Annotated in this window: 21 protein-coding genes; 7 read left to right on the top strand and 14 right to left on the bottom strand. The window is 73.6% G+C overall.

Annotation, left to right across the window (positions count from 1 at the left end; translation table 11 throughout):
• Positions 1-6: 6 nt before the first annotated feature.
• Positions 7-315, bottom strand: coding sequence for a co-chaperone GroES (gene groES, locus N6H00_RS23445; protein ID WP_014054228.1), 309 nt, complete (start codon positions 313-315; stop codon positions 7-9).
• A 253-nt stretch (positions 316-568) separates the two neighbouring features.
• Complete coding sequence (locus N6H00_RS23440) at positions 569-1480, bottom strand: polysaccharide deacetylase family protein (RefSeq protein ID WP_268973788.1); 912 nt, start codon at positions 1478-1480, stop codon at positions 569-571.
• Positions 1481-1557: 77 nt separating this feature from the next.
• Between N6H00_RS23440 and N6H00_RS23435 the strand changes: the two genes are divergently transcribed.
• Complete coding sequence (locus N6H00_RS23435; RefSeq protein WP_268973787.1) at positions 1558-2745, top strand: class I SAM-dependent methyltransferase; 1188 nt, start codon at positions 1558-1560, stop codon at positions 2743-2745.
• Positions 2746-2859: 114 nt separating this feature from the next.
• On the opposite strand, the gene N6H00_RS23430 is transcribed toward N6H00_RS23435, so the two are convergent.
• On the bottom strand, positions 2860-3333 hold the full coding sequence (locus N6H00_RS23430) for an ATP-binding protein (protein ID WP_268973786.1): 474 nt from the start codon (positions 3331-3333) through the stop codon (positions 2860-2862).
• 158 nt (positions 3334-3491) lie between these two features.
• Between N6H00_RS23430 and N6H00_RS23425 the strand changes: the two genes are divergently transcribed.
• The 3 genes from N6H00_RS23425 to N6H00_RS23415 all read left to right on the top strand — a co-directional run bounded on the left by N6H00_RS23425 (position 3492) and on the right by N6H00_RS23415 (position 5040).
• Positions 3492-4343 carry a helix-turn-helix domain-containing protein gene (locus N6H00_RS23425; protein ID WP_268973785.1) on the top strand — a complete coding sequence of 284 codons (852 nt, stop codon included), beginning with the start codon at positions 3492-3494 and terminating at the stop codon, positions 4341-4343.
• A gap of 11 nt (positions 4344-4354) precedes the next feature.
• Positions 4355-4567 carry a DUF397 domain-containing protein gene (locus N6H00_RS23420; protein WP_268973784.1) on the top strand — a complete coding sequence of 71 codons (213 nt, stop codon included), beginning with the start codon at positions 4355-4357 and terminating at the stop codon, positions 4565-4567.
• A gap of 155 nt (positions 4568-4722) precedes the next feature.
• Positions 4723-5040: a hypothetical protein gene (locus N6H00_RS23415; RefSeq protein ID WP_268973783.1), complete on the top strand. Its 318-nt coding sequence runs from the start codon at positions 4723-4725 to the stop codon at positions 5038-5040.
• On the opposite strand, the gene N6H00_RS23410 is transcribed toward N6H00_RS23415, so the two are convergent.
• A complete protein-coding gene (locus N6H00_RS23410) occupies positions 5013-5738 on the bottom strand; it encodes a hypothetical protein (protein ID WP_268973782.1) in 726 nt (241 codons plus the stop codon). The genes N6H00_RS23415 and N6H00_RS23410 overlap by 28 nt on opposite strands.
• 225 nt (positions 5739-5963) lie before the next feature.
• The gene (locus N6H00_RS23405) at positions 5964-6857 is read right to left on the bottom strand and encodes an alpha/beta fold hydrolase (RefSeq protein ID WP_268973781.1); all 894 of its coding nucleotides are present in this window, start codon (positions 6855-6857) and stop codon (positions 5964-5966) included.
• Between the two features lie 98 nt (positions 6858-6955).
• On the opposite strand from N6H00_RS23405, the gene N6H00_RS23400 reads away from it, so the two are divergent.
• Entirely contained in the window at positions 6956-9439 is a 2484-nt protein-coding gene (locus N6H00_RS23400; protein WP_268973780.1) for an AfsR/SARP family transcriptional regulator, read from the top strand.
• 814 nt (positions 9440-10253) lie between these two features.
• Here the strand turns inward: N6H00_RS23400 and N6H00_RS23395 are convergent.
• The 4 genes from N6H00_RS23395 to tsaB are packed head-to-tail and all read right to left on the bottom strand — an operon-like array spanning position 10254 to position 12886.
• Positions 10254-10520, bottom strand: coding sequence for a hypothetical protein (locus tag N6H00_RS23395; RefSeq protein ID WP_268973779.1), 267 nt, complete (start codon positions 10518-10520; stop codon positions 10254-10256).
• A complete protein-coding gene (tsaD, locus tag N6H00_RS23390; protein WP_268973778.1) occupies positions 10517-11617 on the bottom strand; it encodes a tRNA (adenosine(37)-N6)-threonylcarbamoyltransferase complex transferase subunit TsaD in 1101 nt (366 codons plus the stop codon). Before tsaD ends, N6H00_RS23395 begins: the two co-directional genes overlap by 4 nt.
• On the bottom strand, positions 11610-12212 hold the full coding sequence (gene rimI / locus N6H00_RS23385) for a ribosomal protein S18-alanine N-acetyltransferase (RefSeq protein WP_268977083.1): 603 nt from the start codon (positions 12210-12212) through the stop codon (positions 11610-11612). The genes tsaD and rimI overlap by 8 nt, the downstream gene beginning before the upstream one ends.
• Positions 12213-12217: 5 nt before the next feature.
• On the bottom strand, positions 12218-12886 hold the full coding sequence (gene tsaB / locus N6H00_RS23380; protein ID WP_268973777.1) for a tRNA (adenosine(37)-N6)-threonylcarbamoyltransferase complex dimerization subunit type 1 TsaB: 669 nt from the start codon (positions 12884-12886) through the stop codon (positions 12218-12220).
• 214 nt (positions 12887-13100) lie between these two features.
• Between tsaB and N6H00_RS23375 the strand changes: the two genes are divergently transcribed.
• Entirely contained in the window at positions 13101-13640 is a 540-nt protein-coding gene (locus tag N6H00_RS23375) for a hypothetical protein (protein ID WP_268973776.1), read from the top strand.
• Between the two features lie 168 nt (positions 13641-13808).
• Here N6H00_RS23375 and N6H00_RS23370 read toward each other — a convergent pair whose 3' ends face one another.
• The 4 genes from N6H00_RS23370 to alr form a co-directional block, all read right to left on the bottom strand.
• A complete protein-coding gene (locus N6H00_RS23370; protein WP_268973775.1) occupies positions 13809-14024 on the bottom strand; it encodes a hypothetical protein in 216 nt (71 codons plus the stop codon).
• 219 nt (positions 14025-14243) lie between these two features.
• Positions 14244-14762: a tRNA (adenosine(37)-N6)-threonylcarbamoyltransferase complex ATPase subunit type 1 TsaE gene (gene tsaE, locus N6H00_RS23365; protein WP_268973774.1), complete on the bottom strand. Its 519-nt coding sequence runs from the start codon at positions 14760-14762 to the stop codon at positions 14244-14246.
• A 180-nt stretch (positions 14763-14942) separates the two neighbouring features.
• Entirely contained in the window at positions 14943-16166 is a 1224-nt protein-coding gene (locus tag N6H00_RS23360; RefSeq protein ID WP_268973773.1) for an alpha/beta fold hydrolase, read from the bottom strand.
• Positions 16167-16168: 2 nt separating this feature from the next.
• Positions 16169-17323: an alanine racemase gene (alr, locus tag N6H00_RS23355; protein ID WP_268973772.1), complete on the bottom strand. Its 1155-nt coding sequence runs from the start codon at positions 17321-17323 to the stop codon at positions 16169-16171.
• A 105-nt stretch (positions 17324-17428) separates the two neighbouring features.
• Between alr and N6H00_RS23350 the strand changes: the two genes are divergently transcribed.
• Positions 17429-18907, top strand: coding sequence for an NAD(P)H-hydrate dehydratase (locus N6H00_RS23350; protein ID WP_268973771.1), 1479 nt, complete (start codon positions 17429-17431; stop codon positions 18905-18907).
• Positions 18908-19234: 327 nt separating this feature from the next.
• Here N6H00_RS23350 and N6H00_RS23345 read toward each other — a convergent pair whose 3' ends face one another.
• The gene (locus N6H00_RS23345; protein WP_268973770.1) at positions 19235-20056 is read right to left on the bottom strand and encodes a phosphotransferase; all 822 of its coding nucleotides are present in this window, start codon (positions 20054-20056) and stop codon (positions 19235-19237) included.
• Positions 20057-20058: the final 2 nt, after the last annotated feature.

Below are 20058 nucleotides of genomic sequence, written 5' to 3'. Positions count from 1 at the left end.
CGGTGATTACTTCTCGACGATCGCGAGGACGTCGCGAGCCGAGAGGACGAGGTACTCCTCGCCGCTGTACTTCACCTCGGTGCCGCCGTACTTGCTGTAGAGCACGACGTCACCGACGGAGACGTCGAGCGGAAGACGCTTGCCGTCCTCGAAGCGGCCCGGACCCACGGCCAGGACGACGCCCTCCTGGGGCTTCTCCTTGGCGGTGTCCGGAATGACCAGGCCAGAGGCCGTGGTCTGCTCGGCGTCGAGCGGCTGGACCACGATGCGGTCCTCGAGCGGCTTGATGGCAACCTTGGAGCTGGTGGTCGTCACGATCCGACCTCCCCCTTCGGAGATCTCACGGGGTCAACTGTCTGAGGTGGCGACCAGGTGGATCCGTCGTCGCGGGTGCCGGACCTGCCCGTCGCTGTATCCCTGGCACTCGTCGGTCCCGAGTGCCAGCGTCGACATTATGACGCGGTTAGCACTCAGTCAACTAGAGTGCCAAGCAACGTGGTGGCGCCCCCCGATCGGCGCCTCCCACCCGCCGCACCGCCGCCCCTCCTCCCGGAGGGGCGCGGGGCCCTCAGATGTAGTCCTCCAGCCGGGCGACCGTGAACCCCTGCGCCTGGATCTCCCGCAGCATCGAAGTGATCATGTCGGTCATCGTCCTGCCTTCCAGCAGGTCCGGGCCGCGGAAGTGGGCGAGGATGATGTCCCCGGGCCGGAGCCCGTCGCCCGAGCGGTACACCAGACCCCCGGGCTCCATCTCGGCGCGCCACAGCACCAGCTTTCCCAGTCCGCACTCCGCCGCCGCCTCCAGCGTGACCCTGTCGTACTCCCCGTAGGGCGGACGGAAGAGACGGGGCTCCAGGCCGAGGCGGTCGTGGAGGACCTGCTGCTGGCCGCAGATCTCGTGGAGCTGGGTCGCGTAGTCCTTACCCGCGAGGTTGGGGTGGGTGAGCGTGTGGTTGCCGATCCGGTTGCCGAGCTCGCGCAGCCGGCGGAAGTAGTCGTAGTGGTCGCCGATCACCTCGTTCTCCAGGAACTGCGTGAACGGCAGACCCAGGTCCCGGGCCTGGTCGACGAAGGCCGGGTCCTTCTCGATCCCGTCGTCCAGGGTCAGGAAAACCACCCGATCGGTGGTGTCGACCCGCCGGATGACCGTCGCGAGTCCGGGCGCCGGCGGCCACACCGCCGCGAGCGGCGGCTTGACCGCGGGCCGGGGCGGCGGGGCCAGCGGCCGGTCGAGCCCCCAGCGGCGGTACGCGTCCGGGAACGCTCCCGGCACCGAGTCCGTCCCCGACAGACCCGGGGACGGCGGCTCCCCGGAGTTCCCGGACACCGCGTGCGGGGTGGCGGAGGCCGGCCGCGCGGGCTCGGTCGCCTCCCCCGTCCTGGTGTGCGGCCCGGGAGAGCCGAGCCCTCCGCAGCCGGTGAGCACGACCGCCGCGGCAGCGAGAACCAGACACCTCGAAAACCCAGCTTTGATCATCATCACAAAAGCGATCTTCTGCTCCCCCGCACGGACCCGCGCGCCCTGCGGGGGCGAATGCGCTCGTGGGAGCGGGGAGAATGGGCCATGTGGACGTTGACGCCTTCGACTCACTGCTCGGCGACGAGGGGCAGGCTCTGCTCTCCGCGCTGCGCGACTACGACCCGGCGAAGGAGCTCGCCACCGCGACGCGGCTGCGCCGGGACCATCCCCCGGCGCTGGTCTCGGCGGCCCTGACCCAGGCCGAGCTGCGGCAGCGGGCGGTGGCCAAATTCGGCTCCGAGGACGCCCACCGCATGTACTTCACGCCGAACGGCGTCGAGCAGGCCACCCGCACCTCCGTCGCCGAGTACCGGGCCGCCCGCTTCGCGGAGTTCGGCGTCCGCCGCACGGCCGATCTGTGCTGCGGGATCGGCGGCGACGCGATCGCGCTCGCACGCGCCGGGATCTCCGTACTCGCCGTCGACCGCTCCCCGCTGACCTGCGCCGTCGCCCGCGCCAACGCCGAGGCGCTCGGCCTTGCCGATCTCATCGAGGTCCGCTGCGCCGATGTCACCGGCATCGACACCCGGCCCTTCGACGCGGTCTTCGTCGACCCGGCCCGGCGCGGCGGCCGGGGCCGCGTCTTCGACCCCGAGGCGTACTCCCCGCCCCTCTCCTGGGCCGTCGAGGCCGCCCGCACCACCCCGCGCGCCGCCCTCAAGATCGCCCCTGGTGTGCCCCACGAGGCCATCCCCGAGGACGCGGAGGCCGAGTGGATCTCGGACCACGGCCATGTGAAGGAGGCCGTCCTGTGGTTCGGCACCGCCCGCCCCGGCCTGCGCCGCGCCACCCTGCTGCCCAGCGTCCACTCCCTCATCGGCACCCCGCACCTCCCGGACCCCGGGCCCGGCCCGGTCGGCCGCTGGCTCTACGAACCGGACGGCGCGGTCATCCGCGCCCATCTGGTCGCCGATGTCGCGGCCCGCGTCGGCGGCCGGCTGATCGATCCGACGATCGCCTACATCACGACGGACGAGCTGCGCCCGACGCCGTACGCCACCGCGTACGAGATCACGGATGTGCTGCCCTTCAACCTGAAGAAGCTCAAGGCGCTGCTGCGGGAGCGCGAGGTCGGCGTGGCGACCATCAAGAAGCGCGGTTCGGCGATCGAGCCGGAGCACCTCCGCAAGAAGCTCCGCCTGGAAGGGGAGAACGCCTGCACCATCGTGCTGACACGGTCGGCGGGCGCCCCCACGATGCTCCTGGGGCACCCGGCCCAGCCCTAGGGTCCGTCGCCAAAGGGGCCAAAGGGGGTGCCCGGCCGCGAGCAGGGGCACCTCCCGGCGGTAGCTGGGTCCAGCGGCCTCGGCGGCGTACGGACGGTGGCCACCCGCGTGCCGTCAGGGCCGGCCCTCGTCCTCCTCCGTGCCCACGAGCTCGAACCAGACCCCCTTGGCATACGTCCCGCCCGCGTCCCCCTCCGCCGTACCCCACCCGTCGACCAGGGCCGCCACCAGTCCGAGGCCGCGGCCGTAGAGGCGGTCGCCCCCGGGGAGGCGGGCGACGGTGGGGAGCTCGGCGGAGGCGTCGTAGACCAGGACGCGGAAGCGGGGGGACTCGATCACCACCCGGAGCATCACCGAGTCGCCCTCGGCGTGCAGAAAGGCGTTGGTGGCCAGCTCCGAGGTGCACAGCGTCGCCACCTCGACCAGTTCCTCCTGGCCCACGGAGTTCAGGACGCAGGCGACGAAGTCCCGGCAGACCTTGGCGGAGGTCGCCTGTCGACTGCTCTGGAGGGTATAGACGTACGGGTCCTTGGGGGGAACGGGCGGGCGCGGTGGGGGACGGTCGTCGGACTCGTGATCGGAATCCATGGGGCAACTCCCTGCAAAGGGGCCGACAGCGCGCGTACCGTTACGGCGATCAACGCGCTGTAGCGGCAACGGCACCCACGGTAGGGCAGCGGTGCAAACAACTGCTACGGTCCCGTTGAATTTCCTCGACGATTACTCCTTGAGGGTTACGGAGGGCCATGCCACCCAGAAGCGTCCCGACCGCGCGTCAAGTCCGGCTCGGAACAGAATTGAGGAGGATGCGCGAGGACGCGGGCCTCAGCATCCAGGAGGCCGCCGACCGGCTGGGCATCAACCGCACCCACATCACCAACCTGGAGCTCGCCCGCTTCGGAGTGAGCGAGGAGCGGGTCCGCGCGCTCGCCGCCATCTACGCCTGCCCGGACACCGCGTACGTCGACGCGCTCGCCGCCATGGCCCGGGAGCGCAAGGGCGGCTGGTGGGAGGAGTACCGGGGCCATATCGCCACCGGCGGGCTCGACCTCGCCGAGTTGGAGTACTACGCCACGAGCCTGCGCGTGCTGGAAATCATGCATATGCCCGGCCTGTTGCAGACGGAGGAGTACGCGCGGGCGGTGCTCGGCTCCACCGTTCCGCAGTGGTCCGCCACCGATCTGCGGCGCAGACTCTCCCACCGCATGAAGCGCCGCGACATCCTGGACCGGGACGATCCGCCGCCGTGCACCTTCGTCATCCACGAGGCGGCGCTGCGCATGCGGTTCGGAACGCGGCGCGTCCTGCGCGCCCAGCTGGACAGCCTGCTGGAGTCCTCCGAGCGGAAGAACGTCACCGTGCGGGTGCTGACCTTCGAGGCCGGAGGGTTCCACGTGCCCGGACTCTCGGTCACCTACGCCCTGGGCGCGGTGCCCCAGCTGGACACCGCGCAACTCGACGCCGCGCACGGCCCGGTCTTCCTGGACGCGCAGTCCCAGCTCGCCAACCACCGTGGCGTGCTGGACCGCACGACCGAGGCGGCCCTCTCGGTGGAGGAGTCACGTGATTTCATTCGTGACGCCGCACAGCAGACCTAGAGGGCGTGGAGATGACCGAGCTCAACTGGCAGAAATCTTCGTATTCCAGCGCGGGGGACGGCAACTCCTGCATAGAACTCGCCTCTTTGGGCGCGGCCGTGGCCCTCCGCGAGAGCGACGACCCCCGCACCGTCGTGACCACGACCCCCACGAAGCTGAGAGCCCTGCTCCGTTCCATCAAGGCGGGCGAATTCGACCACCTCGCGGCGGTACCGGAGCGGTAAGTCCCCGCCGGTCCCGCGGACGCTCAGCGCGACGGCCCACCACGCCGGGCCGTTCGGCCGAGCGGAAACTCCGGGTGGCTCTCCACACCGGCCCCGGTCATGGCACGATCATCCCGCTAATGGGCCGATCGGAGGGTGGCAGGGACGGATGGGACATGAGTAAAGACAAACTGTCCGTATCGGATCAGGAGCTGTCGGATCTCATCAAAGACCTTGAGGGGATGCTCAGTTATCTCGAGGAGCAGATCGAGCGTCTCGGCCATCTGAGGCAGTCGGTCGACCCCGACGACCACAAGGGGCCCGCCGCCGCCGCGTACAAGAAGCTGGAGCGCGACGCCTACACGGACGCCGTGCGGGTCAGGCAGCTGCTGACCCGCATCGAGGAGGCGGCCAAGCAGCGCGGGGAGAGCCCGAGTGAGCGGTACGAGGAGCTGCGGAGCCGCTTTCAGTCACTACAGAAGTCGTCGTCGTAGCCGGGGTTCGGGCCGCTGGTGTCCGGAACGCCGCTGTCCAGGCCGCCGCTGTCCGGACCGCCGGTGTCCGGACTGCCGGTCTCGGGGCCGCCGGTCTCGGGGGCGAGTTCGCGGCTGACGAGGCGGTAGTAGTCGATCGCCTTGGCCATGCCGAGCGCTCCGGCCGCCGCGAAGACGATGCCGATTCCGGCGACGGTGCCGAAGCTCTCCGTATCGATGTCCGAGAAGACGGCGGACCCGCCCAGCACCAGCCCCAGACAGGCCAGCACGATGGACGGGCCCAGCCAGAGGAGCGCACCGCCGGAGACACGCCAGTGCGGCAGGGTCCGGGGATCGCGCTCCAGCTCCGCCCAGTCACGCAGGCACGCGCCCACGAAGACGTCGCGCCGGATGCCCGATATCACCCCGAGGCTGGAGGGGACCGTGGCGCCCAGGGCGAGGCCCAGGAAGATGACGCCCAGGATGTGCTCGATGATCTCGCCCTGGACCAGGAACTGGAACCCCGACACCGCGAGGGTCCAGCCCAGCGCGAAGACGAGCGTGGACAGCCACAACAGCAGCGCCCGGTGCGGCGCCAGGTACCACCGCGCCAGCGCCCCCATCGCCCGCGCCCGCTCGTCGAGCAGCCCGGCGCGGTCGTTCCACGGCCGCTCGTCCGGGGCGGGCGGCGGTGACGGAAGCTCGTTGGGCGACGTCATGACGTCCTTCCTCATGCGGCACTCATGGCGCTCATGGCGCGGCGATATGCGACCGACGCAGTCTCTCAGCTCCCGGACACGGCCGCCGACAGCTGATCGCCGCCCACCGAGCGGACCCAACCGCCGCAGGCGAGGCGTGCCCTGACGGGGCGGTGGCCGATGCTTCGGCCACCGCCCCGTCATCGAGCGCGGACCGCCCCTCCGCGGACCGGCCCTCCGCCTCCGCTAACGGGCGAGGAGTTCCCGCAGCGCCTTGGCGACCTCGGCGGGCGCCTCCTCGGCCATGAAGTGGCCGTAGCCGACGGTGGAGTGCTCCAGGTCGGCGGCCCAGGCGCGCCACAGCGCCGCCGCGTCATAGCCGAGGGCGGCGCCCCAGTCCTGCTGGAGCACGGTCACCGGCATCGTCAGCCGACGGCCCGCGGCCCGGTCGGCCCGGTCGTGGTCGACGTCGACACCGGCCGAGGCGCGGTAGTCGGCCACGATCGACGGCACCGCGGCGCGGCAGGCGTCCAGGTAGGCGGTGCGGACCTCGGCGGGGATGGCCCCCCGGTCGCCCGCCCACAGGTCGAGGAAGTGGCCGAAGAAGTCGTCCGGGCAGGCGGCGATCATCCGCTCGGGCAGCCCCGGGGGCTGGGCCATCAGGAAGAGGTGGAAGCCGACGGCGGCGGTGGTACCGCGCATCACGTCCCACATGTCGAGGGTCGGCAGCACATCCAGGCAGGCCAGATGGGTGATCGCCGCGGGGTGGTCGAGGCCGGCCCGGAAGGCGACCAGGGCGCCGCGGTCATGGCCGGCCAGGGCGAAGCGGTCATGGCCGAGGGCGCGGGCCAGGGCGACGACGTCGGCGGCCATGGTGCGCTTGGCGTAGGTGGTGTCGTCGGCGGCCGGTCCGTCGCCGGCGGCCGGTTTGTCGCTGGCGCCGTAGCCGCGCAGATCGGGGCAGATCACGGTGTGGTCGGCCGCGAGGTCGGCGGCGACGTGCCGCCACATCAGGTGGGTCTGCGGGAACCCGTGCAACAGCACGACGGGGCTGCCCGAGCCCGCGACGGCCGCGTTCAGGGACACGCCGTCGGCGACGGGGACGCGCCGGTAGTCGAAACCGGGGATGACAGGGGCCATGATCGCGCCTTTCGAGAAGGTGGGTGGAGTGATGAGGTAGGTACCGGTCAGCCTGCCGGGCGCGAATGAGCATCCGATCAGCGCGCTACCGTGGGCCCATGCGGGTCTGGTTCGGGGTGCTGGGGCCGGTGGTGGCCTGGGACGCCGACGGGCGCGCCATCGCGCTCAAGGGGCCACGGCACCGCGCGGTGCTGGCCCGGCTGATCGTCGCCCGCCGCCGCGTCGTACCCGTCTCACGGCTGGTCGAGGACCTGTGGACGGAACCGCCGCCGGGGGCGGTGGGCGCGGTGCGTACGTTCGTGGCCGCGCTGCGCCGCGCGCTGGAGCCCCGGCGTCCGCCCCGCGCCCCGGCCCGGCTGCTGGTCACCGAGGGGCCCGGGTACGCGCTGCGGGCCGACCCGGACGCGGTGGACGCCTGGCGCTTCGAACAGGACGTGGCCGCCGCCGCGACCCTGCCCCCGGACGGCGCGTCGGCGCGGCTGGAGCAGGCGCTGGGCCGGTGGCGCGGGCCCGCGTACGCGGACTTCACCGACGAGGGCTGGGCCCGGGGCGAGCGCTCCCGGCTGGCGGAGCTACGGCTGCACGCCGTCGAACGGCAGGCCGAGGCCCGGCTGGCGCTGGGCCGGGCCGCCGAGGCGGTGCCGGACCTGGAGGCCCATCTGGCCGAGCACCCCTGGCGCGAGGGCGCCTGGCGGACGCTGGCCCTCGCGCTCTACCGCACCGGCCGCCAGGGCGACGCGCTGGCGGTACTGCGCCGGGCGCGCACGCTGCTGGTCGAACAGCTGGGCGTGGACCCCGGCCCGGAACTGCGCCGACTGGAGACGGACATCCTCGGCCAGGCCCCTCACCTCGCCCCCGCCACGGCGCCGGGCGGGGCCGGGGGCGCGGCGGCGGCCCGGGTGTGGGCCGAAGCGGCCGCCGCCTACGACCGCACCGTGGCCACGGGCGCGCGGGCCCGGCTGGAGTCCACGGCCGGCCTGCTCCGCAACCTCTCGATGACCGGGGGCGACGGACTGCGAACGGCCCGGCAGCAGCGCGTGGCGGCCGTCGCGGCGGCGGAGGAACTGGGCGACCCCGAACTGACCGCCCGCGTGATCGGCACCTACGACGTCCCGGCGATCTGGACCCGCCTGGACGACCCGGAGCAGGCAGCCCACATCGTGGCAGCGGCCGAACGCACCCTGGCCACGCTCGCGCCCGCCCCCGGACGGCCCGGCCACGACGCTTTCGGCCGCGAGACCCCGCACGACAAGCACCCCGGCCACGAAGCCTTCGGCCCTCGTGGGTCCGGCCACGGCCGGTCCCACCGTGAGCCGCCCAGCCACGAGACGCCCAGCCACGAAGCAACCGGGCACGAAGCCAGCGAGCACGAGGCAACCGGGCACGAGCCGCCCAGCCACCGGGCCCCCGCCCACGAGGCCCCCGACCACGAAGCAACCGGCCCTCGTGGGTCCGGCTACGGCCGGTCCTACCATGAGCTGCCCAGCCACGAAGCAACCGGGCACGAGGCAACCCGGCGCGAGACAACCGGGCACGAGCCGCCCAGCCACCGGGCCCCCGGCCACGAGGCCGCCGGCCGCGAAACCCCCGCCCGCGAGGGAACCGGCCACTGGGGGCCCGGCCGGGAGCCGAGCGATCAGGAGGCGCCCGGCCGCGAAGCGCCCAAGCACGGGGCACCCGCACACGACGCCGTCGCCCGCGAGGGCACGCGGCACGACGCGGTCCGGGCTCGGTTGTTGGCCACGGTCGCCGTGGAGTCGCGGGGCAGCCGGGGGTGGCGGGGGGCTCAGGCGGCTCGGGAGGCCGAGGGGATCGCCCGTCGGCTGGACGATCCCGCGCTGCTGGCGTTCGCCCTCAACGGCGTCTTCATGCAGTCCTTCGACCGCGCGGGACTGGCGCCGCGCCGGGACGCGATCGGGGCCGAGCTGATCGCCCTGTCGGCGCGGCACGGTCTGGTCGCCTTCGAGGTGCTCGGCCATCTCATCCGGCTCCAGGCCCGCAGCGCGCTCGCGGACTTCGCGTCGGCCGACCGGCACGCGGCCGCCGCCGACCGTCTGGGCGAGCACCATGAACGGCCGTTGGTGGGGGTCTTCACCCAGTGGTACCGGGCGCTGCGGCTGGCCGCGACAGGGGGGCGGGCGGCCGAGGTCGAGGCCGCCTACCGGGACGCGGCCGCGCAGTTGGACGGCGCCGGGATGCCCGGCCTGGAGCACGGTCTGCTCCCGCTCGCGCTGCTCTGTCTGCGCGTGGAGCAGGGGCGGCCCGCGCCGACCGACGAGGACCTCGACTGGGGGCCGTACGCGCCCTGGGCCCGCCCGCTGGTGCTGCTGGCCCAAGGCCGTCATGCCGAGGCCGCGACGGCGCTGCGCGCGGTCCCCGACCCGCCCCGCGACCTGCTGCTGGAGGCCCTGTGGTGCCTCACCGGCCGGGCGGCCATCGCCGTCGGTGACCGGGAGACGATGGCGCGCGCCCACACCGCGCTGGCCCCAGCGGCAGCGGAACTGGCCGGGGCAGGCAGCGGACTACTCACCCTCGGCCCGGTCTCCCGACACCTCACCGACCTCACCAACGCCCTCCACTGACGACAGAACGCCGTGCACCGGGCACCAGGCACCGGACGGACACCGGGCAAGCGAACGCCAGGCGGGCAAACGCCGACCAGGCGACGTCGAACGGACGGACGCCGACCCGACGAGCGCCAGACGCCGGACCGCGGACAGGCGGACGCCGACCGGACGAGCGCCGAACGGCGGACAGCGGACAGCGGACGGGCGAACGCCAGACGTGACGGGCACCAGATGGACGAACGCCGGCCGGGCGGACGCCGACCGGACGAGCGCCGAACGGACGAGCGCCAGACGCCGGACCGCGGACAGGCGGACGCCGACCCGACGTGCGCCAGACAGGCGAACGCCGACCAGGCGACGTCGGACGGACGGGCGCCGACCGGGCGGGCGCCGAACGGGCAGACGGCGACCGGACTGGCGCCGGGCGGGCAGACGGCGACCGGACGAGCGCCGAACGGCGGACAGCGGACGGGCGAACGCCAGACGTGACGGGCGCCAGATGGACGAACGCCGGCCGGGCGGACGCCGACCGGGCGGACGCCGACCGGACGAGCGCCAGACGCCGGACCGCGGACAGGCGGACGCCGACCGGACGAGCGCCGAACGGCGGACAGCGGACGGACGAGCGCCAGACGCCGGACCGCAGACAGACCGCAGACAGGCGGACGCCGACCGGGCAGACGCCGACGCGACGGGCGCCAGACGCCGGACGGCACACAGGCGGCGCCGACCGGACCGGCGCCGAACGTCAGACCGCGGACGGGCGGACGGCGGACAGGGGGGCGCCGACGTTCGGCGTCGGCCTGGCGTACCGGCAGGGGCCGGCGGTTCAGACCTGCTCGTCCGCGACCGCCTCGAAGCGCCATCGGTGCACCGCACGCCGTACCAGGTCATCCCCCGGCTCGGGGAGTTCCGGCAGCCCCTGCGTGTCGTACGTCCCCTCCCACCAGGTGATGACGAGCACGCGGTCCTCGGGCGCGCGGAAGGTCTCACGGCGCAGCGGGGCCGGGTCGAGGGGCTGGCGGGTGGCCCAGGCCAGCAGTTCCTCGCCCTTCCCCGCCACCGCTCGGGCTTCCCACATCATCGCGACGGTCATGCGTACAGGTTCTTTCGGCTCAGCTCGTGCACATGGTCGTGGGTGTGCCCGGCGGGCGCCGGGACGTGCGGATCGGTCACCGGAAGCGAGGAGTCGGCCGACAGGTCCCAGGCCGAGGCGGACCGCCCCCGCGCCACCATCTCCGCACCGAGCGCCGCGACCATCGCCCCGTTGTCCGTGCACAGCTTCGGCCGCGGCACCCGCAGCGTGATGCCCGCGTCCTCGCAGCGGCGCTCGGCCATGGCCCGCAGCCGGGAGTTGGCGGCGACGCCACCGCCGATCATCAGATGCTCCACGCCCTCGTCCTTGCAGGCGCGGACGGCCTTGCGGGTCAGCACGTCCACGACCGCCTCCTGGAAGGAGGCCGAGACATCGGCGACCGGAACCTCCTCGCCCGCCGCCCGCTTCGCCTCGATCCAGCGGGCGACGGCGGTCTTCAGCCCCGAGAAGGAGAAGTCGTAGGCGGCGTCGCGCGGACCGGTCAGCCCGCGCGGGAAGGCGATCGCGTCCGGGTCGCCCTCACGGGCGATGCGGTCGATGACGGGGCCGCCGGGGAACCCCAGGTTCAGCACCCGGGCGATCTTGTCGAACGCCTCGCCCGCCGCGTCGTCGATCGTCGAGCCGAGCGGGCGGACGTCGGCCGTGATGTCGGGCGCGAGGAGCAGCGAGGAGTGGCCGCCGCTCACCAGCAGCGCCATCGTCGGCTCCGGCAGCGGACCGTGTTCCAGCTGGTCGACGCAGATGTGGGAGGCGAGGTGGTTGACGCCGTAGAGCGGCTTGCCGAGGGCGTAGGCGTACGCCTTGGCGGCCGAGACGCCGACCAGCAGCGCTCCCGCGAGCCCGGGGCCCGCGGTGACGGCGATGCCGTCGAGGTCGGAGGCGGCCACCCCGGCCTCCTTCAGGGCGCGCTGGATGGTGGGGACCATCGCCTCCAGATGGGCGCGGCTGGCGACCTCGGGGACGACGCCGCCGAAGCGCGCGTGCTCGTCGACGCTGGAGGCGACGGCGTCGGCGAGCAGGGTGTGGCCGCGGACGATGCCGACGCCGGTCTCGTCGCAGGAGGTCTCGATGCCGAGGACGAGGGGTTCGTCAGCCATGGGTCTCGGTTCCTTGTACTGGGTTCGCGGTGGACGCGGGGTTCGCGGTGGACGCGCCGGCCTCGGTGGACGCGGGGTTCTCGGCGGTGGCCGCAGTGGCGGTGCTGCTCGCCGGGGCGGGGGGCGAGGTGCTCGCCGGGTCGGACAGCCGCATGACCAGGGCGTCCACGTTGCCCGGCTGGTAGTACCCCCTGCGTATGCCGATGGGCTCGAAGCCGAAGCGCTCGTACAGCCGCTGGGCGCGGGCGTTGTCGACCCGCACCTCGAGCAGCACCTCACGGCATTCGAAGGCGGTGGCGGCCGTCAGGAGGTCGGTGAGGAGGCGGGCGCCGAGGCCGGTGCCCCAGTGGTCGCGGGCGGCGGCGATGGTCTGGACGTCGCCGGTGCGGTCGAAGACGGCGAGCCCGGCATACCCGACCAGCCGCGACCCGCTCTCCGCCACCACATAGTGACGGGTGGCGTCCCGGCCCCGGGCGTGGGCGAGCTCGGACCAGAACATCCCGCGCGACCAGGCGTCCTCGGGGAACAGCTCCTCCTCGAGCGCCATCACCCGGTCCAGATCCCACCAGCGCATCTCGCGCAGCGTCACGGTCATGCCGGTCACTTCGGGGTGACCACCTTGTAGTTCGCGGGCACCTTCGCGTCGGGGCGGCGCAGATACAGAGGCCGGGGCGGCGGCAGTTCCTCACCCCGGGCCAGCTTCTCGGCGGCGAGCGAGGCGAGTGCCCCGGCCGACTGGTACTCCGGCATCCCGGGCGGTACGGCGGCGAACGCGGCCGGGTAGAGCAGCGCGCCCGCGCCGACCGCGGGCAGCCCGGCGATCCGCTCGGCGAGATCGGCGGGGTGGTCGACGGCGGGCTCGGTGGCACGGGTGCGGGCGTCGTCGTAGCGCGCCCAGTAGACCTCCTTGCGCCGCGCGTCCGTGGCCACCACGAAGGGGCCCGCCAGGCCGGCCTGCCCGGCGGCGTAGGCGATCCCGTCCAGGGTGCACAGCCCGTGGACCGGGACGCCGAGGGCCGCCCCGAAGGTGGCCGCGGTCACCAGGCCCACGCGCAGTCCGGTGTACGGGCCGGGGCCCGCCCCGACGACGATCTCCGTCACCTCGCCCAGCTCGGTGCCCGCCTCTTTCAGCGTCCGGTGGACGGCGGGCAGCAGCAGCTCGCCGTGGCGCCGGGCGTCCACGTCGGAGGACTCGGCGAGCACTGCGGAGCCGTCGTGCAGGGCGACGGTCACGGCGGGGGTGGCGGTATCAAGAGCGAGCAACAGCACGAGGACAGCCTACGGCGCGCCGGGAGGTCCTTCTTTCGTGCCGGGAGATCGTTCTTTCGTACCGACGGTGGAACAGCTCGGCCGCGGGGTGGCCGGAGCGCGGCGAGGCGGTGGGCGCCGGTGCTACCGTCGCCGTAAGTGTGTACGGACCGTCAGGGCGTACTGACCGCAGGAGAGGGTTGCCGCCGTGCCAAGGAGCAGTACCGGACCAGCCGTGGCCGTACTCACCGCCGCCGCGCTGGGCGTCGTCGGCTTCCTCGGCTACCAGGCCGCCGCGACCGCGCCCGACCATCCGACCCTGGCCCGGCCCGGGTCGCACTCCTCCCAGTCCAAGGAGAAGGGCAAGGACAAGGCGGCGTCGAAGCAGAAGTCCACCGCCCTCCCGGCCGGCTCCGGCACGGGCGAGCGGGTCGTCTACGCGCTGGACGACAAGCGGGTCTGGCTGGTCGGCGCCGACGGCAAGGCCACCCGCACCTTCGAGGTGGGCCCCAGCCCGGCCAGCCCCGACCCGGGGACCTATGCGGTGACGTCGCGCAACGAGGGCGGGATCGGCTCGGACGGAGTGCAGGTCGAGCACGTCGTCGTCTTCCACACGGAAGGGGGAGTCGTGTTCGGTTTCAGCGCGGCGGTGGACGGGTCGATGCCGGACCCGAACGCGCGCAAGCGGACCGGAGCCGTCCGGGAGAGCCGGGCGGACGGTGCGGCGATGTGGGAGTTCGCCCAGGTGAGCACGAAGGTCGTCGTCATCGCCTAGTGGGCTGACGCGCCCCAGTGGGTTGACGCCACACGCTCCAGCGAGCCGCCGCGCCCGAGTGGGGCGACGTGCCCCTGGGGGCCGCCGTGCCCGAGTGGGGCCGCCGTGCCCTAGTGCGCCGACGTGCCCTTGGGGGCCGCCGCGCCCTTGTGGGCCGCCGTGGCTTGGCTACGCCGCGTCGCGCCGCTTCTCGTCGTCCGCCTCGGACTCGGCGGACGCGGAAGTCTCCTCGGACACGGACGTCTCCTCCGTCTCCTCGTCGGCCGGCCGCGGGGGCGTCGAGACCGCGCTCGCCGCCGCACACGCCGCCAGGAGCTCCGACATCGACGGTGACCGGTCCTCGCGCGCGCCGGCGGTCCCGGCCACGGGGTCGTGGGCCGACATGGATGCCTCCTGAGGGTCCTGGGGCAGTCGAGCGGAGTTAGGCAGACCTAACCACGCTTTCTCCCACCATGTGACCACGGGCGATGCCCGGAATGCAACATCATGCCGACGGCTTGTCGGAAACTGTCGGAAACTACTCGGCATCTGCACGGGAGCTCTACCGACGGCGCCATCCCGCGCGGCACCGCCCCGCGGCTCCAGCCCTGCCGCGCTACCGCGCTACCCGGCGAGCGACGCCAGGTCCTCCCCGGCCCAGCGCGGGCCCACGCCCGTCACCACCACATCCCGTACGTCGTCCACGTCGGCGGCCATCGTGTCCGTGACCGCCGGGTCGCTGCCCACCGTCCGCTGGATCACCACATGCAGCCGGTCCTCCGACAGCCCCTCGACCTTCCCCTCGCCCCACTCCACGGCCACCACCGAATCCGGCAAGGAGACGTCGAGGTCCAGGTCCTCCATCTCATCGAGGCCGCCGTTCAGCCGGTAGGCGTCGACGTGGACCAGCGGCGGGCCGTCGCCCAGCGAGGGGTGCACCCGGGCGATCACGAAGGTGGGTGAGGTGACGGCGCCACGGACCCCGAGGCCCTCGCCCAGGCCCCGCGTCAGGGTCGTCTTGCCCGCGCCGAGTTCACCGGTGAGCAGCACCAGATCGCCGGGGCGCAGCAGCTTGGCGAGTCTGCGGCCCACGTCCCGCATCTGGTCGGGAGAGGTGACGGTGATGCGCGTGCCTACGTCCATAGTCGCCGATGGTACGGGGCGGAAAGCACCGGTGCGGACGGGTACGGAAGGGCACGCAAGGGGTGTGAATGGGTTGCGAACGGGCGCGGACCGGCGCGGACCGCCCCCGAGCGCCCGGCCGGGCACGCACCCCCTGGCCCCGCTCGGCGCGACCCGGTCGGCGTCGCGCGGCGCCGCACCTCAGCCCGACACGCCCCGCTTCGTCCGGTCGCCCGCCCCGTCCACGGCCCGCGTGAGCAGCTCGGTCAGATGGCCGTTGACCACCTCGGGATGCTCCAGGATCACCAGATGCCCGGCCTCCTCCAGGATCACCAGCTCCGCCCCCGGCAGCAGCTCCGCGATCGCCTCGCTGTGCTCCATCGGGGTGATCAGGTCCTTGTCGCCCGCGAGCACCAGCACCGGCAGCCCGTCGAAGCGCGGCAGCGCCGCCGCCTTGTCATGGGCGATGAACGCCGGATAGAACTCCGCGACCACATCGATCGGTGTCGCCTCGATCAGCCGCTCGGCGAACCGCGCGACCCCCGGGTCCACGTCCTTCGAGCCGAACGAATAGCGCTTGATCAGCCCCGCGAAGAGATCGGCGGTCGCCCGCCGCCCCCGTTCGACCAGCTCGGCCTGCCAGCCCAGCGCCTTGAGCAGGCCCGGCAGCACCCGCCGCACCGCGTTCACCCCGACCACCGGGAGGCCGAAGCTGACCTCGCCCAGCCGCCCCGCCGATGTGCCGATGAAGGCCGCGCCGATCACCCGCTCGCGCACCAGCTCGGGGTACTGCGCGGCCAGCGCCATCATTGTCATGCCGCCCATGGAGTGGCCGACCAGCACCAGCGGCCCCTCTGGCGCGGCCGCGTCGATCACCGCCTTCAGATCGCGGCCGAGCTGGTCGATGCTGATCGCTTCGCCGTCCGCCTGGGCGCAGCCGCGCTGGGAGCGGCCGTGGCAGCGCTGGTCCCAGTAGACAGTGCGGGCCACCTCGCGCAGCGCGGACCGCTGGAAGTGCCAGGAGTCCTGGCCGAGGCAGTAGCCATGGCTGAAGATCATGGTGACGGGGGCGGGGGTGCGGCGCCCGAACCGCCGCTTGCGCAGCGGCGCGGGCGTGGCGGCGTTCTCCCGGACCTCTTCGACCTCGTAGTAGAGCTCGGTGCCGTCGTCGGCGATCGCCGTCCCCGGAGTGCCGCGCAGCGTGCCGTACGGGCCCTCGGCGTCCAGGGCGAGCCGCGCCTTGCGCCGTACGCCACGGCCGACCGTCAGCCGCTCGAGTGCGACGCCCGCCGCCGCGCCCGCCGCGAGCACGCCGATCGCGGCTCCCGCGAATCCGGCACCCCGGCGCCAGCTCACGGCTGTGGCCCCCGCCGCGACTCGTGTCGCCATCTCCGCCGTGCTGCCGGCCGTGCTCTCGTCGCCCATGGTCAGTTCCCTGTGCCCCCGTGCTCACCTACATAAACGCGGGGGACGCGGGCCGAGATCCGGGTGACGATCTCGTAGCCGATCGTGCCCACGGCCCGCGCCCAGTCCTCGACGGTCGGCTCGCCCCGGTCACCCGGGCCGAACAGCACCGCCTCGTCCCCCGGCCGGGCGGCGTCGCCGCCCAGGTCCACCACGAACTGGTCCATGGCGACCGTGCCCGCGACGGTCCGCCACTTGCCCGCGACCAGCACCGGTCCGGTGCCCGAGGCATGGCGCGGGATGCCGTCCCCGTAGCCGACCGGCACCAGGGCGAGGCTCGTCTCACCGGGGGTCACATAGCGGTGCCCGTAGGAGACGCCGTGCCCGCCCGGCACCTGCTTGACGGAGGCGAGCGAGGCGGAGAGCGTCATCACCGGCCGCAGCCCGAGGTCGGCGGGCGTGCCGACCTCGGGGCTCGGGGAGATGCCGTAGGTGGCGATGCCGGTCCGGACCAGGTCGAAGTGGGACTCGGGCAGGGTCAGGGTGGCCGGGGAGTTGGCCAGGTGGCGCACCTCGGGCCGCAGTCCCGCGCGTTCGGCCTGCGCCACCATCTCGCGGAAGACCGACAGCTGGACGGCGATGGACGGATGGCCCGGCTCGTCCGCGCAGGCGAAGTGGGACCACAGCCCCGTCACCCGAATGGCCCCTTCCGCCTCGGCCGCGCGGGCCTCGGCGACCAACTCGGGCCAGTCGGCGGGCTGGCAGCCGTTGCGGCCGAGCCCGGTGTCCGCCTTCAGCTGGAGCCGCGCGGTACGGCCGCACGCGCGGGCCGCGGCGACGGCCTCGCGCAGCGCCCACACGCCGCTGGCCGAAACGTCGATGTCCGCCTCGATGGCCTGCCGCCAGGGGCCGCCGGGCGTCCACAGCCAGCACATCAGCCGGCCCATGTCCCCCGCCGCGCGCAGCGCGAACGCCTCCTCCGGCGTGGCCGTGCCCAGCCAGCTCGCGCCCGCCTCACGGGCGGCGCGGGCGCAGCGGATCATGCCGTGGCCATAGGCGTCCGACTTGACCACGGTCATCAGCTCGGCGGTGGGCGCCGCGTCGCGCAGCGCCCTCACATTGGCCCGTAGTGCGGCCAGATCGACCACGGCACGGGCACGCATCGGTGTCTCGTCCATCTCCGTCAGTCTCTCAGGCCGGTCGTTCGGCCGGAGTATGTGCTTCCACGCGAGGAGTGCCCGGCTTCCCCGCGAGGAGCGCCGTCCGTTCGGGAGACTGTGGACATGAGGATTGCCTACAGCGTCGAAACCGTACGGGCCGCCGAGCGCGAACTGATGGCGCGGCTGCCCGAAGGAGCGCTCATGCAGCGCGCGGCGGCGGGACTCGCGGCCACCTGCGCCGGTCTGCTGGGCCGGGTGTACGGCTCCCGGGTGGCCCTGCTCGTCGGCAGCGGCGACAACGGAGGTGACGCGCTCTACGCGGGCGCCCGGCTGGCCCGGCGCGGCGCCGGGGTCACGGCGGTGCTGCTCAAACCCGACCGGGCCCACCGGGGCGGGCTCACCGCCCTGCGGGCAGTCGGCGGACGCGTGGTGGCGGCCGAGGCCGACGGGGCGGACGCCGGGCGGGCGGACGCCGGCGGGGCCGAGGCCGTCGTGGCCCGCGCCGATCTCGTCATCGACGGGATCGTCGGCATCGGCGGCAAGGGCGGTCTGCGGCCGGAGGCGGAGCGGCTGGTCCGGGCGGTGCGCGGCATCGTCGTCGCCGTGGACCTGCCCAGCGGGATCGACGCCGACACCGGCGAGGTGCGGGGCCCCGCGGTGCGCGCGAACGCCACGGTCACCTTCGGCGCGTACAAGCCGGGCCTGCTCATCGACCCGGGCCATGAGCGGGCGGGCGCCCTGCGCCTGATCGACATCGGGCTGGCGGCGCACCTGCCCGCCGACCCCGACGTGGAGGCGTTGCAGCACGAGGAGGTGGCCGCGCTGCTGCCCCGGCCCACGCCGGAGAGCGACAAGTACCGGCGGGGCGTGGTGGGCGTCGTCGCGGGCTCCGCCCGCTACCCGGGCGCGGCCGTGCTGGCGGTCTCGGGCGCGCTGCGGGGCGGTGCGGGGGCGGTGCGCTACGTCGGCCCCGCGGCCGACACGGTCATCTCGCGCTTCCCCGAGACCCTCGTCCACTCCGGGCCCCCGGCCAAGGCGGGCCGGGTCCAGTCGTGGGTCGTCGGCCCCGGCCTCGGCGACGGCGCGGCGGCCAAGCACTCCCTGGACGACGTCCTCGCCTCCGATGTCCCGGTCATGGTCGACGCCGATGGGCTGCACCTGCTGCCCACAGGGGGTGACCTGCGCAAACGCGAGGCTGCGACGGTCCTCACGCCGCATGCGGGCGAGGCGGCGGCGCTGCTCGGCGTGAGCCGCGAGGAGGTCGAGGCGGGCCGCCTGGCCGCCGTCCGCGCGCTGGCCGAGCGCTACGGCGCGACCGTACTGCTGAAGGGGTCGACCACGCTGATCGCCACCGAGGGCCGGCCGGTACGCGTCAACCCCACCGGCACCGGCTGGCTGGCCACGGCGGGCAGCGGCGACGTGCTGTCCGGGCTGATCGGCTCCCTGCTCGCCGCGGGCCTCACCGCCCGCGACGCGGCCTCGGTCGGCGCCTACCTCCACGGCCTCGCCGCCCGCCGCGTCACGGCCCCGCAAGGGGCGCCCATCGCGGCGTACGACGTGTCGACGGCGCTGACGGACACGTGGCGGGACGTACTGGGCTGAGGGTTCCGCTGAGTGCGGGTGCGGGTGCGGTTGCGTGTTGCTTGTGCGGGTGCGTGGTGGTTGCTGGGGTGCGCCCGCTGTGCGTCGCGGGTGCCGGGGGCGGGGCCTCCGGTGCGGCGCCCTGGACCGCATATTTACAGCGCCGACGGACGATGATCATTGGGTCGGCCGGAGATTGGCGCCACAAATATGCGACAGCGTCCAGGACACCACCCCTCCGACCCCACCCCCTCCCGACTCGTCGGCGACTCCCCGCCGGTGGCCCAGACCCCGGCCAGGTTCCCGATCGCCCTGGGATGCGAGCGCCGGGCCGATCAGCATGCATGCCTACGTCATCGCCTGGACGGGCGCCTCGGCCACGCCCCGGTGGGCGGCCCACGCCCCTGCGGCTGCGGCCATGGCTTCGAGCCAGGAGGCCTCGGGATGCCGGTCGGCGCGCGATCGGTGCATGCGGCGGGTAGCGGCGGCGAATGCGTCGATTGCGGTGGGGTCCGCGTCCGCCCATGCCCTGCACTCGGCCGCCCATCCCTCAGCCGCCTGGGGGGCGTGCCCGGCGGCGATGAGCTGCACGACGAGGCATGCGGGGTCGATGAACCCGGCGCCTCGGGTTGGCCAGGACCAGTCCACGATCCATCGGTCACGCTCCCCGAGGATCAGGTTGCTGGGGTTGATGTCGGTGTGGAGCAGCGCGTCGCCCCGGAACAGTTCAGCGTCGGTCTCGTCAACCGCGAACCGGTCCCAACGGCTCTCCGGCCAGTCTCTGGCGACATCGGGGATGGGCAGGTCCCCGAGTCGGTCAACGAGGTCGACCACTCCTGGCAGATCGGGCGAGGCTGGTGTGAAGTCCGACCGGCGGGCATCCACGACGTCGAATCCCAGGACGAGCCATTCGTCGTCTTCCACGTGCCAGAGCAGGGCGGGGGAAACGGACTGTACGGCCGGGTTGATCAGTCTTTCCCGGATGAGTGAGGTCCGGCGCCCCCCAGGACGGTTACGCATGGCCTTGACGAAGAAAGGGCCTTTCTCGCACTCGATGACCGCTGTCAGATCAGAGCCGAAACCCCGTGCGGTGGGCTGCGCCTGGGACAAGATTCCCGTGTGCGGCTGAATCAGTTCCCAGAAATCGGGCCCTGGCAGTTCACGGTTCATCG

It is taken from the genome of Streptomyces sp. S465, assembly GCF_026898115.1.
Lineage (GTDB): Bacteria > Actinomycetota > Actinomycetes > Streptomycetales > Streptomycetaceae > Streptomyces > Streptomyces luomodiensis.
Note: the sequence above shows the minus strand (reverse complement) of the source record. Positions and strands in the feature narration are given on the sequence as shown.

Excerpts from the sequence above, each read along its gene's own strand:
- N6H00_RS23405 (WP_268973781.1), bottom strand. The coding sequence starts at position 6,857 with ATGGCCCCTGTCATCCCCGGTTTCGACTACCGGCGCGTCCCCGTCGCC.
- N6H00_RS23430 (WP_268973786.1), bottom strand. The coding sequence starts at position 3,333 with ATGGATTCCGATCACGAGTCCGACGACCGTCCCCCACCGCGCCCGCCC.
- tsaD (WP_268973778.1), bottom strand. The coding sequence starts at position 11,617 with ATGGCTGACGAACCCCTCGTCCTCGGCATCGAGACCTCCTGCGACGAG.
- rimI (WP_268977083.1), bottom strand. The coding sequence starts at position 12,212 with ATGACCGTGACGCTGCGCGAGATGCGCTGGTGGGATCTGGACCGGGTG.
- alr (WP_268973772.1), bottom strand. The coding sequence starts at position 17,323 with ATGGACGAGACACCGATGCGTGCCCGTGCCGTGGTCGATCTGGCCGCA.
- N6H00_RS23370 (WP_268973775.1), bottom strand. The coding sequence starts at position 14,024 with ATGTCGGCCCACGACCCCGTGGCCGGGACCGCCGGCGCGCGCGAGGAC.
- N6H00_RS23360 (WP_268973773.1), bottom strand. The coding sequence starts at position 16,166 with ATGGGCGACGAGAGCACGGCCGGCAGCACGGCGGAGATGGCGACACGA.
- N6H00_RS23400 (WP_268973780.1), top strand. The coding sequence starts at position 6,956 with ATGCGGGTCTGGTTCGGGGTGCTGGGGCCGGTGGTGGCCTGGGACGCC.
- N6H00_RS23410 (WP_268973782.1), bottom strand. The coding sequence starts at position 5,738 with ATGACGTCGCCCAACGAGCTTCCGTCACCGCCGCCCGCCCCGGACGAG.
- N6H00_RS23350 (WP_268973771.1), top strand. The coding sequence starts at position 17,429 with ATGAGGATTGCCTACAGCGTCGAAACCGTACGGGCCGCCGAGCGCGAA.
- N6H00_RS23420 (WP_268973784.1), top strand. The coding sequence starts at position 4,355 with ATGACCGAGCTCAACTGGCAGAAATCTTCGTATTCCAGCGCGGGGGAC.
- N6H00_RS23440 (WP_268973788.1), bottom strand. The coding sequence starts at position 1,480 with ATGATGATCAAAGCTGGGTTTTCGAGGTGTCTGGTTCTCGCTGCCGCG.
- N6H00_RS23435 (WP_268973787.1), top strand. The coding sequence starts at position 1,558 with ATGGGCCATGTGGACGTTGACGCCTTCGACTCACTGCTCGGCGACGAG.
- N6H00_RS23395 (WP_268973779.1), bottom strand. The coding sequence starts at position 10,520 with ATGACCGTCGCGATGATGTGGGAAGCCCGAGCGGTGGCGGGGAAGGGC.
- N6H00_RS23345 (WP_268973770.1), bottom strand. The coding sequence starts at position 20,056 with ATGAACCGTGAACTGCCAGGGCCCGATTTCTGGGAACTGATTCAGCCG.
- N6H00_RS23415 (WP_268973783.1), top strand. The coding sequence starts at position 4,723 with ATGAGTAAAGACAAACTGTCCGTATCGGATCAGGAGCTGTCGGATCTC.
- N6H00_RS23425 (WP_268973785.1), top strand. The coding sequence starts at position 3,492 with ATGCCACCCAGAAGCGTCCCGACCGCGCGTCAAGTCCGGCTCGGAACA.
- tsaE (WP_268973774.1), bottom strand. The coding sequence starts at position 14,762 with ATGGACGTAGGCACGCGCATCACCGTCACCTCTCCCGACCAGATGCGG.